The organism is Sphingobacterium sp. UBA7038, assembly GCF_002494055.1.
GTDB classification, from domain to species: domain Bacteria; phylum Bacteroidota; class Bacteroidia; order Sphingobacteriales; family Sphingobacteriaceae; genus Sphingobacterium; species Sphingobacterium multivorum.
On the sequence record NZ_DLAV01000019.1, the window covers coordinates 1 to 16,447 of the forward strand.

General features: G+C 36.3%; 13 protein-coding genes. All 13 read right to left on the minus strand.

Annotation, left to right across the window (positions count from 1 at the left end; all coding sequences use genetic code 11):
* Nucleotides 1-115: 115 nt before the first annotated feature.
* Nucleotides 116-1,498, minus strand: a complete 1,383-nt coding sequence (locus B3H30_RS12595) for a nucleotide sugar dehydrogenase (protein WP_286710101.1) — start codon at nt 1,496-1,498, stop codon at nt 116-118.
* 191 nt (nt 1,499-1,689) lie between these two features.
* Complete coding sequence (locus B3H30_RS12600) at nt 1,690-3,300, minus strand: hypothetical protein (protein ID WP_286710102.1); 1,611 nt, start codon at nt 3,298-3,300, stop codon at nt 1,690-1,692.
* A gap of 28 nt (nt 3,301-3,328) precedes the next feature.
* Nucleotides 3,329-4,084: a hypothetical protein gene (locus B3H30_RS12605; RefSeq protein ID WP_286710103.1), complete on the minus strand. Its 756-nt coding sequence runs from the start codon at nt 4,082-4,084 to the stop codon at nt 3,329-3,331.
* Between the two features lie 71 nt (nt 4,085-4,155).
* On the minus strand, nt 4,156-5,586 hold the full coding sequence (locus tag B3H30_RS12610) for an exopolysaccharide biosynthesis polyprenyl glycosylphosphotransferase (protein WP_286710104.1): 1,431 nt from the start codon (nt 5,584-5,586) through the stop codon (nt 4,156-4,158).
* Between the two features lie 516 nt (nt 5,587-6,102).
* The gene (locus B3H30_RS12615) at nt 6,103-7,653 is read right to left on the minus strand and encodes a capsule assembly Wzi family protein (RefSeq protein ID WP_286710105.1); all 1,551 of its coding nucleotides are present in this window, start codon (nt 7,651-7,653) and stop codon (nt 6,103-6,105) included.
* Nucleotides 7,654-7,675: 22 nt separating this feature from the next.
* The gene (locus B3H30_RS12620; protein ID WP_286710106.1) at nt 7,676-8,737 is read right to left on the minus strand and encodes a glycoside hydrolase family 99-like domain-containing protein; all 1,062 of its coding nucleotides are present in this window, start codon (nt 8,735-8,737) and stop codon (nt 7,676-7,678) included.
* 6 nt (nt 8,738-8,743) lie between these two features.
* Entirely contained in the window at nt 8,744-9,865 is a 1,122-nt protein-coding gene (locus B3H30_RS12625) for a DUF1972 domain-containing protein (protein WP_286710107.1), read from the minus strand.
* Between the two features lie 9 nt (nt 9,866-9,874).
* Entirely contained in the window at nt 9,875-10,807 is a 933-nt protein-coding gene (locus tag B3H30_RS12630; protein ID WP_286775322.1) for a glycosyltransferase family 2 protein, read from the minus strand.
* A gap of 8 nt (nt 10,808-10,815) precedes the next feature.
* On the minus strand, nt 10,816-11,583 hold the full coding sequence (locus tag B3H30_RS12635) for a glycosyltransferase family 2 protein (protein ID WP_286710109.1): 768 nt from the start codon (nt 11,581-11,583) through the stop codon (nt 10,816-10,818).
* Nucleotides 11,576-12,613 carry a glycosyltransferase family 92 protein gene (locus B3H30_RS12640; protein ID WP_286710110.1) on the minus strand — a complete coding sequence of 346 codons (1,038 nt, stop codon included), beginning with the start codon at nt 12,611-12,613 and terminating at the stop codon, nt 11,576-11,578. The genes B3H30_RS12635 and B3H30_RS12640 overlap by 8 nt, the downstream gene beginning before the upstream one ends.
* Nucleotides 12,597-13,634 carry a hypothetical protein gene (locus B3H30_RS12645; RefSeq protein WP_286710111.1) on the minus strand — a complete coding sequence of 346 codons (1,038 nt, stop codon included), beginning with the start codon at nt 13,632-13,634 and terminating at the stop codon, nt 12,597-12,599. Before B3H30_RS12645 ends, B3H30_RS12640 begins: the two co-directional genes overlap by 17 nt.
* Nucleotides 13,635-13,933: 299 nt before the next feature.
* On the minus strand, nt 13,934-15,208 hold the full coding sequence (locus tag B3H30_RS12650; protein WP_286710112.1) for a lipopolysaccharide biosynthesis protein: 1,275 nt from the start codon (nt 15,206-15,208) through the stop codon (nt 13,934-13,936).
* A gap of 96 nt (nt 15,209-15,304) precedes the next feature.
* Nucleotides 15,305-16,417: a GDP-mannose 4,6-dehydratase gene (gene gmd, locus B3H30_RS12655; RefSeq protein WP_286710113.1), complete on the minus strand. Its 1,113-nt coding sequence runs from the start codon at nt 16,415-16,417 to the stop codon at nt 15,305-15,307.
* Between the last annotated feature and the right edge of the window lie 30 nt (nt 16,418-16,447).

Consider the following 16,447-nt stretch of genomic DNA (forward strand, 5'->3'; position numbering starts at 1 on the left):
AAACGTTTAGGACGCAAGTGTAATAAACAGGTTACCGAAAGTTAAAATGAAATATTAGACGATCATTTACCTCTAAAGATAACAATAATTTCTTATAATTTAAATACAAAAACAATTACTCCCCAATAGTATAATATTCGAATCCCATCTTACCCATTTTTTCCGAATCCAATATTCTACGTCCATCAAAGACAAAAGCTGGACGCTTCATCAGAGTTTTTATCAATTCCCAGTCATACACTTTAAATTCGTCCCATTCAGTCATTATTGCTATAGCATATGCATCCTGAATAGCGGAGTAAGGATCGTTGGATATTTTAAGAAGATCTCTATTTTGTTCAGGCGACCTACTATTCAGCCCATCAATATCGTTATATATCTGATCTTCTTTAACTTTTGGGTCATAAACAACAATATTGGCTTGCTCTTCAAGTAGGTGATCTGCCACATAGATAGCAGAAGCTTCACGAGTATCATTTGTATCCTTTTTGAAGGCCCAACCCAAAAACACAATTTTCTTCCCATTCACCGTATTATACATTGTCTTAATGATCCGTTCTGCAAAACGTTGGCGCTGATGATCGTTTATGGTCACAACTTGCTCCCAATAGTCTGCAACTTTAAAAAGATTATACGATCTCGCAATATAGACTAAATTCAAAATGTCTTTTTTAAAACAGGATCCACCGAAACCAACAGATGCTTTTAAGAATTTTGAACCGATACGATTGTCCTGACCTACTGCATAAGCCACTTCATCAATGTTAGCTCCTGTTACTTCACAAAGCTCAGATATCGAATTAATACTAGATACGCGTTGGGCGAGAAAAGCATTTGCGACAAGTTTAGATAATTCAGAGGACCATAAGTTCGTCGTTATAATCTGTTTTTTAGGTACCCAAGCTTCATATATATGAGCAAGTGCATCAATAGCTTCCTGATCTTCTCCTCCTATCAATACGCGGTCAGGATGGTGTAAGTCGGCTATCGCTGTTCCTTCAGCCAAAAATTCGGGATTGGAAAGAACCTGAAAACTTACGCCATTACCTGTATTATGTAAAATACTTTTTAATGCTTGCGCTGTACGAACAGGCAAAGTAGATTTTTCTACAACAATCTTATCAGATGACGCTACTCGTGCAATCTGCCGAGCACACAACTCAATATACTTTAAATCGGCCGCCTCACCTTTACCCTTTCCATAATTTTTTGTCGGCGTATTTACCGATATGAAGATCATATCTGCCTCCTCTATAGCAGCATCCACATCTGTGCTAAAAAAAAGGTTTCTGCCCCTTGATTCAGCCAAAACAAGATCCAAGCCTGGCTCATAAACAGGAATTTTGCTTAAATCAGAATCGTTCCATGCCGATATGCGCTTTTCGTTGATATCAACGACTGTCACTTTAATAGCTGGATTTTTCTGAGCAATAACCGACATTGTTGGCCCCCCAACATAGCCTGCTCCAATACATGCAATCTTTTTTATTCTTTTCATTTATTATAATATCACAGCTGCTTTCACAAATAAAAATAATTACAGCTCATTTAACACTCTTCTTGGTATTTTACAAACGCTCGGGATAATATTAAAAAACTGGCTCTTGCTTTTCTAGAAATTTAAAGGGCGAATATCCTGACTTCTTTAACGCCAAGATATTCGCCCTTTAAATTACATGATTAGGTTCACTACAATTTATTACATTCTTCAACCAAAATAGCCAAGTTAGTTGCCCCAGCCTTCTCGCCAATGATATCGCCCGGATTGATACCTATAGTACCACTATTATCTTTCTGTACGGTCTTACCATTCACGACTTTCGTCTTACCGTTATAGATGGCTCTAAAGTCGTATTTTGTACCATCTGACTTAAGCATAGCCGTACTGATCAAGCCTTTATCTACTTGTCCCAAATATAACCACGTGTTACTGCCCGTTAGCCGGTAATACAATTGGAAAGATGGAAGTACGGTAATAATGCCTTTCCCCGGACAACGTACATACAATTGCAAGGTAACTTTATCCAGAGGCGGCGTAGGATTACCCAGCTGAACCAAGGTACTCGTACCACAGGCCGCGGCAGATACTTCCTTCAAGATTGTACCAGCAGAGTTTTTAATACGGTAGGTAAGTCCCTGAGATGGCAAATAGCCTAACGCCACAGTTTTTGTATCCTGATCAATAGAGAATGTTCTAGTCGTTAACAAAATACCGTTTGCCCAAGCTTCTACTACAATCGGATACGTCAAGCCTTGATTGATCCAATCTGCTTGAAATTCGATTACACTGCTAATACAGGTAGCTGCAGGATCTTGAGTGGCTACGAAGGTAGACAAGTGATCTGTACCGAAGACAAGCCTAAATTGCCCATCTACCAGCTGGACAGTTGGTGTAGATTGATACGCCCAGAAACCATCTTCATCAGTAAAACTATATACCGGCATTTGCTGCCCAGAAGCTAAGCCCTGGTTGGTACCAGAATATCTAAAATCAGGATTCAATCCGAAAGATATTTGGATTGGATTGCTAAACTTTCGGACCTTAACCCCATTGATAGACATGTTGATTACTGCAGATGCTGCCGGATTAAACACACCAGATCTTTGGGAACCGTCAGGCATAACAATTGCATTTGCAGTCAAACTCTGGCCAGGAAAAAGAGCTAGGCTACCAGGCTGATCCGTATCCAAAGCTTGTACAGCAATATTAACCAAGCCTCCGCTGATGATTTTTCCATTGGCATCCTGAAATGATGTTCCAGCCGGTATGTTCAGCTTCATGTCAATATAACTATCACCACCATCTAGATTAACCGCTATTTCTTTATTGGTTACCCCACCAACAAGTGCAGCGGTCTGCGTAGCCACAACAACGCCTTCGACATTGCTCAGTTCCTTCACCAGGCGAATCTCATGGATACCCATTTGTTCTCCCGTGATACTCAATGGTACAATCTGCTTGTAATATCCAGCAGCAGAGATCTCAATCGTAAATTCAACAGGAACCGTTGTCGTAGGTGTCCGTTTTGGATCGAGACCAAATACAACGAGATCACCTACCAAAGGAAATGACTTGTACCCCTGTTCATTATACACATCCTCCGTATCGCCCGCAAGAAGTTTAATAGAAACATTCGGGATTGAAGCCCCCGCTGCATCCAGCACCTTTATCGTTGCGCGATCCTTGATCACATTTGAGCTTACAACTAAATTAAAGTCCTTCAACGGACTTTGACACGAACCACCCAAGGCCAATAAAGCAAGGGCGAATATATATGGTTTATAAAATTTCAATTTCATCGTATTCGTCTTTTTATGTATTGGCTTATTAATTTTTCCATCGATATGCAAAACCAGCTGTTACACGGGGTAGATAGCGATAATTTTTAATATTCTCCTGTACTGTTGCCGCATTGGCCGAATTCTCTTCCAATAGGCCTGTACCCGACATCTGGACTGTAGGTTTTGATAGATAATAACAGCCCAAATCCACAAAGGCTGAAAATTTGCTATCAATTACAATATTATTGAGGGCCAAGCCTGCATAGGGAGCAAAACTTTCTTTCCATTTGACGTCAGTATTAATTAAACCGACTAAGTCTGGACTAACATCGATATCGCCAAATTTATATGGATCTCGTAGACGTGTGACCATATCACCCTTCAATTTCAGAAAATAGGCAGCACCTATGTTAATGCCAAATGATTTAAAAAAGCCTGTCGATTTAACAAAAGGAGTATAACCCAATAGAAGCGACAAGCTGTTTGCTTTCGCTTTTACATCTGTATTGGTTGCCCTATTGCTATAGGTACCCTTTATAGATGTCGAAAAAGGCATGTAATCCCAGGAAGCACGCCATCCAAACTGTGAGCTAATGGGCATAGAAAAATGCAAACCAAAACCCGTTGTTCCCATATTAACGCCAAAAGCAAGTGGAAAACCATTAAAGTCAGGATCTACAGAATCACCATTGCTCGTCGAATCCTGTTCATTATAATCTCCTGCAAACTGATGTTCCAGTGCATGAGCCCATTGTCCAACAAAGGACAGACACGCGAGTAGGAAAAGTAATTTAAATTTCATAAAAATTTATATAATAAGTTAACAATAGCAATTTAGTAAAAAAATAAACATCAAAATCTAGATAAATCACATTAATAAGCATTTTTCTCTCCGCGCAGCATATTGAACACCGTTAAAAACACTATTTTCACATCGAGCATAACCGTCCAATTGCGCATGTACTCAATATCATGCTGCACACGCTTCGCCATCAGGTTAGGGTCGATGGTCTCACCTCGATATCCATTCACCTGAGCCCATCCCGTAATACCGGGTTTCACAAAATGACGAACCATATAATGCTGAATAAGTTTACTATAATGTTCGGTATGCGATAGCATATGCGGACGTGGTCCTACGACACTCATGTTTCCTAAAAATACGTTGATAAACTGTGGAAATTCATCTAAGTTGGTTTTTCTTAAAAATTTACCAATTGCAGTAATTCGTTTATCATTTTTTGTTGCTTGCTTAGCATCCGAATCTTTGTTGACCACCATGCTTCGAAATTTATAACAGTAAAACGGCTTGTTGTTGCGGCCGGAACGAAGCTGTTTGAAGAAGATTGGCCCCGGGCTTTGGATTTTTATAATAATACCTATGATTGGAATAAGCCAACTAAGAATAAACAGCAATACAAAACCACTTAACAATAGATCAAATACACGTCTTTTAAGGCGGTTTTCTATGGTATAACCTGGCTCGCCATGAGATTTTATAATGGGGAGTTCCATGCGCAGATGTTCACCGTCTTTTCGTTCCAAATAGGCAACAGATGCTGTGAGGGGAGACACAAAATTAACCTGTACGCATTTTTGATCCGCCGCAATCACCAATTCTTCTGTAAACTCATGAACGGCTGGAGAAGCGATAATAAAAACATCATGAATACCTATACTCGACACCTGCTCGAAGTAATTTTTAAAACGCTTTATATTATCTTCACGGCTCATTTTTGATTCATCGCCATCGTACTCAAACGTATCAATCGTGTAGAAAGCCTGGCTTTCGCTAAAAATATCGATAACCGGTTGCAAATAATTATTGTGACCAATCAGAGCTACCCGTTTCACACCTTTCAGCTTACCCGGAAGTTTTGCATAGCCATATGTTAATACCATTCGTGAAATGGTGTATGAAATGCAAAAAAGAAATAATGTACTAACTAAGAAAAAAGATCCACCGCGTATGCCCAAACGGTTTTCTAAAAGAAGATAGGAACAAAAAAAGACGAGCTGAAGGAAAGCGCCTCTCCAAGTTGCCCGATAAATTCGCTCTAAACGCTCACAAACTTCGTGACCATATAGTTTAACAATTGCAACAGCTGTAAGCCATGATAAATTATATACCATCCATATCCCATTCCAATTTATACTGTTATATCCTACCAAAAGCTTATCCTCGTATGAACTAAGAAAAAAAGCTTTACTTAATAAAAAAATAAGATTAACAGCTAACCAGTCGGTTATAAAAAGAGTAATTCTTAAACAAAAGAATACTCTATTCTGTACATATCTATGCATATCGCTACAAATAATAATACTTATATAAAATTTACGGATCTTAGCAGTTAATATTCACTATTTTACGGCATTTTCAAATTAAGACAATCGGCTTTATCTAAAATTTATCTATTTCTTGATATCGATTAGGTTTTCACAAGTAATATAATAGCAAATGTAGTAAAATTGTTTGTTGATGATTCATTATTTTTTTTATTTTTCAAAAATTAGAATGTTTTATCACAAAAACCAAAGCATTATGAGCATTTATTTTGAATTCTATCAATTGAGACAAAGGTACATTTTAAAATATCCTGCTGATAAAGACTGTGCATTATTTAAATATGATGAAACTATTAACATACTAAGAAAGAACCAAATTATATCAAATTATCCTATAACCATAGTTTTATAAGGGGACAAAAGGGGGACAAATTGGTAAAGTGTGTGAAAAAAGAGGTTTTGCGCATAATTCCTGAAGACACACAGATAAAATGAAATGACAGTTTAAAAGATTGATAGCATCTATGCCAAATATTAATTCCAAACTTTTTTCAAAGACAATTGCGCTCCGAAACTATTGTTCAACAATTTACCTTTGTCAACAGCTACATTAAATCCAATATAAATTTTATTATGCAACTCTCGATCCCCGGATAGAATAGCTGAAAACTGAGAAACAGGTACGAACTGTTCCTTGTAAGGAGGAGACCATATATTACCAGTAGACTTTCCATAAACACTGGTTGAAAATGTTCCATAATGCTTGGCATAAGTCAGCTTAGTAAAAAGATTCCATTTGTATACCTTACCTCTTGCTCCTAAATGCCCCGCGAAGACACGGTTACTGATAAAAAAATCTACCGGGTCATTGGCTTGTCCTTCGCGAACACTTTTTGCCGTTACGATAAGCGGTGAACCGAGACCAACCTGCTTGTATGACCATCCCTCTAGGTAATAATAGTTGTTGTAATAATCTTCATCCCCAGATTTTGTTCTTTTAGACCAAGGGTAGCCTGCTTGATTTTTGGAATAGAAAAATTCAACTAAGAGTGTCTGCCAGTCTATCACACGTTGGTTTTCGGGACGAAATCGTTTATTTGTGAATGTAATTCCATTGAGGCCATCCGCAATATTTGCTAATTTTGAAATGGCCCCTACATCGTAAAAGTTTTGTCGATAGGCCATTAACCGAATGTGATCCCAGTCATAAGATAAGCCCACATCGACAGATCCCTGTTGATTTCCTAATTTAGAATTTGGAACACCAGAGGCGCGGTAAGATTTTCCGAGGACAACATAAAACAGCGTCTCAAAATCATTCAATGTATAACGACTGTCATAAACTTTTTTTTCTGCTCCCCATTGCACTTGGTGATTTATCCCTCCATAGAAATTAACACGCCAATTCTTTTTACCCAAGCGGCCATAAAGTGATTTTTGATGGAGAAGAGTCGGCAAATTAGTATCTTCCCTTGGTTTAGCTCTAAATTGACCTTTATCAATTAACATTTTACCCATATATCCATTGGAAAAATTCCCTTTAAATGAAAATAGTCCTCCAAACCAAGGCAATCGATAATACTCCGACAGTCGAAGATCTAGAACTGGCACTCCGAGTGCATTGCCCGAAACAGAAAAATTACCGGAACTTAAAAGTGTGTCCCCATTTAGTCCCATCACATCTTTAGTACGCCCCAACTTCGCTTCAAACATTTTGAACCGAATCTTCGCATGTGCATCTATAAGTTGTAACTGCGCCTTATAGCCTACGTTTGCACGTGTCTCAAAACCATAGCCCCAATCCCAGGATTTCGCTCTTGTTTTAATATCTGTCCATTCCCCATGCCTCGCATAATTGCGTGCAGCGCGAAATAACATTGCTCCAGAGCTTCCACTCAGTGGTACAGAACCAAATTGATTGGAACGCATCCAAAACGGAACAGCATCGTTATTTGTATAACCAGCTATTAGCGTAGCCTGAACATAACTTTGCACTGTATCTGTCTGCGCACGAGCTTGGCTATTCGTACAAATCGCTATGCATATAAGCCATATTGACAAGGTAAAAGAAATTATATTTTTCATACAATATTATTGACAAAATTTTCTATTTCATTCGGGCTATGGCCCTTTTTAATGCTTTGAGCTTCTTATCTCCCTCTTTTTTAGTAGGTGTCAAGTATGCCCCTTCTCCATTTTCATTCCAGGCATAGATAAGCGCAATATTTTCTTTCAGCGTGTTGTTCTTGTTATTAATTAACCATCTATTACAATTCAAGACCGAACGATACACTGAACGACTATTAAAACCCTCATAATAGGGCTTAGAATCATACTTATTAAAACTATTTGCCCAAGGTCGAGGATCCCAATTCAACGTAATTGTCGGAATTACCGGCAATTTTGTTTGATTTTTTATGGCTGTCCAGAATTTAGGTTCAGCTTCCACAAGCTTATTGATATTTACCTTTTGCTCACTTCCTTCATCCAAAGAGATGAAATGGTTATTATATTGAGTAATAACATCAAAGCCAACACGTTCAGCCAAATCTATAGCCCTTTTATCAGGAGAGGCACACAGCGCAATAGTAACCCCTTCCAATCCCATAGACCTCGCTTCCATACGCATTTTATCAAAATGTGCCTTTACACTCTGCACTGAGCCAAACGTCCTTAAAATCGATCCAACACTAAAAAAAATTAACAGCGGTTTTCCGTCGGCCTTAAGATAAGAAGGATCCTGAAACAACTTGAGCCATACCGCTGTACATTTTTCCCAATTTTCTGGTGTGATGAGATGGCCTTCATGATTTGCAATCAGCAGACAAAACGCAAGCTTACTTTTTTCAGGAGAAGAGAGGTAATATGCTAATGCGTTGTCCTTGCTTTGCAGGTATAAGGGATTTCCGGCATACCAGCAAAAACTAAAAAAGCGAAGACCTGCATTGGCAGCACAGGCTATCTGTCTATCAACTATCCCTTGCGAGCTTGTCTCCCATCCCCAAATCGGTTCTCTTTCTGAAAATTCAGATTTTAGCAAGGGAGTAATATGATCACTATTTCTGCTCCAACCATCAAAATAATAGGCTCCATATTGTGCCTGCCCACTTACTTGGCTCAGTAGAAAAAATAGAACCACTAATAACCTATATTTCAATGTAAGGCTCATATTTTTTTATTTAGCTAATAATAGTTGTCTGAAATATTCCTCATGAGCATCTATCAAGTTATCCCAAGCGTAATCTTCCGCTATCACACTTAAATTGTTATCAATAAATCTCCTCTTTTGTTCCTCATCTTGATGATAGTGCAGTAGGATGCTGGTGACATCTTTCGCTTCATCAAAATAAAGTGCATTTTCACCAAGTACAGATCTATTAAAAACATTATTATTAGCAGCAATAAACGCTTTTGAAGCCATTGCTTCAAGCAGAGATGGATTAGTTCCCCCGACACTGTGCCCATGAAAGTATAAAGAAGAAAAGCAACGTATAGAATTTAGTTTATGGAAATCATAAATGCCACCTTGAAACCTGATACTCTCGTGCATACCATACTTTTTCAACAATTCTTTCGCATGTGGTGTATTTGTCTTTCCAACTATAATGAGCGGCTTAGTACTGCCCTGTAGAGCCAAATAGCCCTGAATAACCATTTCAATATTATTCTCGGGTTCCAATCGCGCGATAACTAAGTAGTACTCATCCCGCCGAAGATTAAATTCGTTAAGAATATCTACATTGTACGCTGTAATAATATCCGCTCCATAAGCAAGAAACTTGCTATCTTTTCCATAGCGTTCCTTATAGTAATCCTGAATTCCTAAATTGTCTGAAATAAGGAAATGACTATGTTTTACCGCCATTTTTTCTTCCCAAAAAAGATACTTTTGCACCCAACGATTGAACTTCGTCCGTTTATATTCCAGACCGTCCATATTAGTAACAACTATTGAGCGCTTCAAATTTTTGATGTCAAACCAAATATATGCAGGAATAACACTCGTGTAACCCGCCTCATAAAGAATATCAAAATTTTGTCTTTTAAGAGCATCTCTCAAACACCAAAAATCATAAAAAATACTCCCTACTGATCCGCCCATCCATTCTTCCGGACTATATATATGCTTTATTTTAACACCTTTATAGGTTGATTCTTTATAAGGGTGAAAAGATGGCGAATAGACCGTGACGTCATGCCCTCGAGCAGCAAGCCCAACAGAAATATACTCAGCAAATTGCTCAAATCCGCCATAGTTATTAGGTATACCCCTTGTTCCTAAGATTGCTATTTTCATGCTAAAAATTTATTTTAAAAATTTAATTCTGATTTTTCGCCAAATGATATTTGCCGGCGCGAATAAGCTAAGCAACACAATCTTATAATAAGCTCCCTTTGGGAAATGTCGCTTGAGATTCTCTTTAAACCCCTCATCATCGTAAGTTTCTCGTTTAGCTATTTTTACATTAAAAAACAAAGAAGGTAAAAATTCATTCATTAATTGACGAATCACATTGCGCTTTGTAAGAGCAGTTATATCCCCGTCAATAACCGCCATATCCAGAATTGAAGGAAATTCTATCGTAAAAGCTTGAAATTTATTATGTCCTCCTCTCTTTGAGACAAATTGGGTAGAAAATAGCGAGCTATCGTTGACTATATATTTTCTCTTATTATTCTGAGTAAAAAGCAATGATGTATGGGGAAACAATTTATTTAAATCAATCCTTTCCTTGACCGCATCAAAGTCTTCTTTCCAAATACCAAAGGCATTGCTCCAGGATGATAAGTATGACGTTTTTTGTATAAACTCATCGAAAGATCCAGCAGTAAATGTCTTTCCTTTTTTTAGTAGTCCACCAGAAAAAAAAAGTACATTTTTGTCCTTCATATACTCTTTTACAAGTGATAACAAAACTCTTAAAGATCCTTTCTTAAAGATCTCTTGGCTATTATGTAACTTCAAAAAACTACCTTCGGCATAAGTCAACGCATAAAAAGAGTTCATAAAACCTTCACAATCTGTATTGAAATACTTAAAATTTTGATAAGGGAATAACTCTTTAAGCTTTTCTAACTCTTTATCGGGATCGTTATCAGAAACAATCACCTCAAAATCCGCCAAAGGAATAGTTTGATCTTCGGCGTCTTTGTATATACTAGCTAACGTATTAATAATATATTCCAAGCGACCAAAAGCAGGTATACATATGGACAGATAGGTCGAATTTTTCATCATTTCACGTATTAAAACTTTGCACCGAAAATCTTCTTTCTGAAGATAAAAAGCTTAAAAGCTATCCAGTCTCTTAAAAATAACATTTGATTGAAGAAAATAGGAACTGTTCTATGTTTGGCCCTTATTTTATAGGTTTCAATTATTGCTTTGTCTGTAAAGCTCATGCCACCAACTTGCATACGCGCAATATGCTTTGGAATGAACAAGGCCTTTAAATTTGCTCCTTTTCTCAGCAACAACTCATAATCAGAACAAATTCTAAAATTTTGAAAGTCATATAGCCCCACTGTATCAAATAAGTTCCTTTTCGAATGCAATGAAGCAACGTGTGCTGCCCCCATTGTTCTTCTCATGAGTGACCAGTTGGGATCTTTACCCATAACTTTAAGTATATTTCCAATATTGTCGATATACTCATTTTGTGCACAGATATAATCTATAGAATCAATAGTCGGATTATTTCCAATCGCATCTAAATAGTTTTTAATGGCGTTAGGCAATAAAATATCATCTGCACCGATAAACATAATCCAGTCCCCACGACTCTGGCTAATCCCCTTGTTCCAGGCATCGTAAATACCTTTATCCTGCCCTGAAACTGTGTAAAAAATTGATTTCCTATTATGTTCAATAATACTCAATGTATCATCTTTAGAGCCTCCGTCTATAATCAATAACTCAACAAAATCATTAAGCTGAGGAACTATGCTATCTAAAGATCGCTGCAGAAATTTCCCTGCATTGTAAGTGGCAATTATTATAGATATTTTAATCATTTTTTTCCTTTTTCCCTTCTTTCACCATGGCTAATTTCAATTTAATTAAGAATCGATATATTGAATAATCAGGCACTGTAGCATACGATTGAACAAAATCGTAGGCATATCTTGACCTAATATGTGCTGCAGCTTCATTAACGCTCGTAGCGGTCCCCCTTTTAACCTTATTTTCAAAAAACTCGCTAAATGATTTCGTAACGTAATGATTGATCTGCATAGTAAAATCCCTCTTCTTATTTAAAAAACCGACCCTATTACAGCGATAATTTATAAATATTTTAAATTCGTTGACCGGGGGGATTTTGAAACTGATATTAAATATACCCACCTTAGCAAATATCATGTGGATATATTTATCCGTAATGCCATATAACGCGAAATCTGTATTAAAAATCGGTTTACCGATATCATAATACTTTTCCCATGCCAAAAAATATTGTTCTGTTATTAACTTCTCACGATCATGCTGCACAATTCCTGAAGAACCAAACTGTCTCCAATAAACCACCATAGAAGGGTAATTTTCATAGGACTTAAACCAAGCCTTTATATCTTCAACTTTTTTAGGGCAAAAAAATTCATCTAGATCTATAAAAGCAACCCATTTCGTCTCATGCCAATAATTCTTACAAAAATCATTATAGGCCTTTGACTGTGCAGGTCGCTCTACAGGCCAGTCTATTAATGTGACATAGTTCGAGTATACATAAGGTTCCAAGATCTCTAAATAACTATCGGAGGAAAAATTGTTATACAGATAAATATGGTCAACCCCTATTATTTTATGGTGTTCTATCCATTCTTTTAAGGAGAGCTCCTCATTTTTAAAAATTGCGCAAATCGAGAAGTAATACTTCTTATCTTGTTTTTTCTTCTTTATCCGTGCAATAATTAAAAGAAATAAATACCAAAAATCCAATAAATACATCATCAATAAGATCAATAATCGTAAAGGTTTGATTACATATCGATCATGAATAAATATATCGTCCTCAAAGTTTCCAATGGTTTTATTTTCCAATTTCATAAGTCATTTTTTTCGCAGAAGGTTTAGTTAAAATATCGGTAACGCATTTAATATAATTTCTTTTGGAAACTACTTTTTGGGGTTTTAAAAAAGAAAAAATCCAAATACTGAGTAATAATGGGATATGTATAATATCATAGGAAAAACCTATCACTAGAAATGTGAACAAAAAACAAATTCCACCGAGAACAGGATAAAATGGATGAAGTAACTTTCCAGTCTTATACACCCCTAAAAAGAAGAGTATACCTATTATGAATCCAAATTTTGAGAAAATTTTTACATTACCATTTGATACCACTATAGCATCACCAATAAAATTACCTACAAAACTGTTTCTACTAAATTCGGTTCCGTACCCCAGGACTGGATCATTCATGAAATTGAACCATTCAAAGACAAATCCATCTATACGCTGGGGAACGTAAACTGAATTAATTGTACTCTGATAATCTGAGCTCATAGTCGCCGTCTCAATAGAATCTTCGGAATACATATAGGTTGAAATTTTTTCACCTATAAATGGTAAAGAAATTATAAGAGGAACAGCACATAGCATTAAAAATATAATGAAAGTTTTGGTGAATACAGACTTTTGAAAAAAATACAAAAATATGATAGGTAGTAAAGATAAGTAGCCTGTAGTACTCTGTGTAGTCACGAGAGCGAGGACGAGAACATAAAAATTGTTATTACCGCTCAAAGAAAATCGATTCAAAACTAAATTAAAGTAAATGGCAATAATTAAGAAAACACCGAAAAAGCCCGGTTCTTGAGCAAAACCTAAATTTCTTGTCCCAAGAATATCTGACGAATTAGCTACTCCAAAGATTAAAATATTGGATCGAGAAGTATCACTACCATCAATGACACTAAAAATCGAATAAATATTATCCCATATAATAGGGGTAACCTGATAAAGACTCCATAAAATTATGCTGATTAAAGCTAATAACGAGACATATTGCTCATAAAGGACAAATATTTTATACCCGAATACTGTTACAAAAATATAAGCCATGATCACATTATAAATTAGAAACAAGGTCATCGGGTAGACCTGACCATATTTAAAATAGTGAAATATAATCCAAACAAAAATGATCAAAAAGCAAAATACGTTAGTTCGAGTAATTCTAAATAAGTAATATTTACGAGCAACAAGTATTACTGTTAAGATAACAGGAATAAAAAAACTCCATACGGCCTTATAAGGGGGAAAATTCAAGACTTGTGTATAGGGAGTAGCCATGGCCATATATAAAATCATTATTAGAAAATATATGGATTCATAACTAGACTTGATGCTCATTTTTACAATCATACCATTTGATTATTATTTTTGTAAAATAAATTCCAAGGCATCGGATAAACTTTAACAGAATAATATGTGATGCTTAAAAAAGTGATCAAACTCATGATAACGGATGAATATGCCGCTCCTATAGCTCCCGTCCATTTTACTAAAAAATAGGTAACAAGAACCTGTATCGTACTACAAGAAAATGTTATAATTCCTAAACCAACAGTTCTTTTAGCTTTGTAGATATATTGAATTGTTAACGAATAAAAAGCGTCAAAAAGTAAGCCCAATAATAACCAAGGTAAAAAGACCTGAGATTCAACATATTTTTTACTGATAACAATTTTAAAGCACAACTCAGTACCCAAGTAACATAAAAAAAATAAAAGCACAAATCCTAAAGCATACTTATAGATTTGTTTAACGATGTCTCTTCTCTCTGGTATGGTTTGCGAGTAGGGCATATTGTCCATTTTACTCAACCTCTTCTGTAGTGTAGGTGTAAAAGCATTGTTAAATGAATTAATCAATGTAGTAAAAACACTGCATATACTTAGAGCCATTGAATATGTACCATTAACACTTAAACCGCAGAACATAGTAATGATAATTTTATCAGAACCATTTTTAAACCAATATGAAACAGAGTATGGGGTCAGTGGTAAAGAAAAATGCAATACCTTTTTAAGAATACTGCGATTTAATGGACCAAAGTAATTTGACTTTAACAAGATTATGAAGCTAATAAATCCCATTACAATTGATGTCATCGCCATACCTGCAATCCTGCCTTGGGATGCAAACTTGTAAACAATCACTAATAATATTAATAATGATATATTAACTGAAATCTGAATAATCTGAAAAACTGCAAATTTAAGAGGCCTGTTTTTAAGTCTATAGATAGCACTTAAAATGGAATTAAATGTAGTCATAAAAATATGAACAAGCAGAAGCAGCTGAAAATTAAGCCCTATCCCTAACTGTTCATAAACCATCTTATTGAAAAATAAAACAAAGACAAAAAAGAAAATCGTGACTATGAACGCTAAAAAAACAATCGATGTAATTAAGCTCTTTGTAGCTTTCCTTGTGTTTTCATAAAAAAAATAATTAATAAAACTTACAAAAACTGTACTCGAAAGCAAGTTCAAAATCGTAAAACAAATATTATAATTAGTCACTATTCCAAGCTCACTGGGAATTAAATAATAAGATAACCATGGAAGTAGTAAAAAATTAATACCCTTATTTATTGCTTCTGTACCTGCATAAATTGCTGTACTTTTCAATAAACTATTTTTTTTCAAAAACATAATCTTAAGGCCAAACACTCTATTTTAAAAAATAGCGAGTATAATGAGCAAATATTTACCACGTTTTCAAAATTAACCAACAATATGCTCCCACTGGGCATTATAGTTTCTCTTGACAGTTTCAATATCACAAAGTACCATTTCCTTAACCAAAGCTGCTAAATCGTACTTTGGTTCCCAGCCTAATTTTGTCTTTGATTTGGTTGGATCACCAATCAGCAAATCGACTTCTGTAGGACGGTAATAAGCGGGATCAATCTTAACTACAGTTTTCCCAATCTCCAATTGATAAGCTGGATCATGGCACGCAACAACCTTGGCTACCTCATTTTCTTCACTACCTTCAAATGCGAGCTCAACACCAACCTCTGCGAAAGAAAGACGTACAAAATCACGTACAGACGTAGTAACCCCCGTCGCAATCACATAATCCTCTGCACTGTCCTGTTGCAAAATACGCCACATCGCCTCAACATAATCTTTCGCATGCCCCCAGTCGCGTAATGCATTTAGATTCCCCAGATAAAGGCAATCCTGTTTGCCTAAAGCAATAGCAGCAGTGGCCATCGTGATCTTACGCGTCACAAAAGTCTCCCCCCGTCGTGGTGACTCGTGGTTAAATAAGATGCCGTTACATGCATACATATTATAAGCTTCACGATAGTTCTTGGTAATCCAAAATCCATAGATCTTAGCAACACCATAAGGTGATCGTGGATAGAAGGGCGAATTTTCATCATAAAAACCCCGTGCATTCTTGTTTTCCTCAAGACCGCCATAAAGTTCAGACGTAGAAGCCTGATAAATACGAGTCTTATGCTCCAATCCCAAAATACGCACAGCTTCCAGTATACGCAAAGTTCCGATACCATCCACATTAGCCACATATTCAGGTGAGTCGAACGATACTTTCACATGCGACATGGCACCTAAATTGTAAATCTCATCAGGCTGGACCTCCTGGATTATTCGGATCAGATTGGTAGAGTCAGTCAGATCGCCATAATGCAATTTAAATCGAACATGTTGCTCGTGTTGATCAATATACAAGTGATCAATTCGTTGCGTATTGAACGACGAGGCTCTACGTTTGATTCCATGAACCATATACCCTTTCTCCAATAGCAATTCGGCCAAGTATGAACCGTCCTGCCCAGTAATTCCCGTTATTAGTGCTGTTTTCATAAAATTTCTTTATACTTTCCAAACCATAAA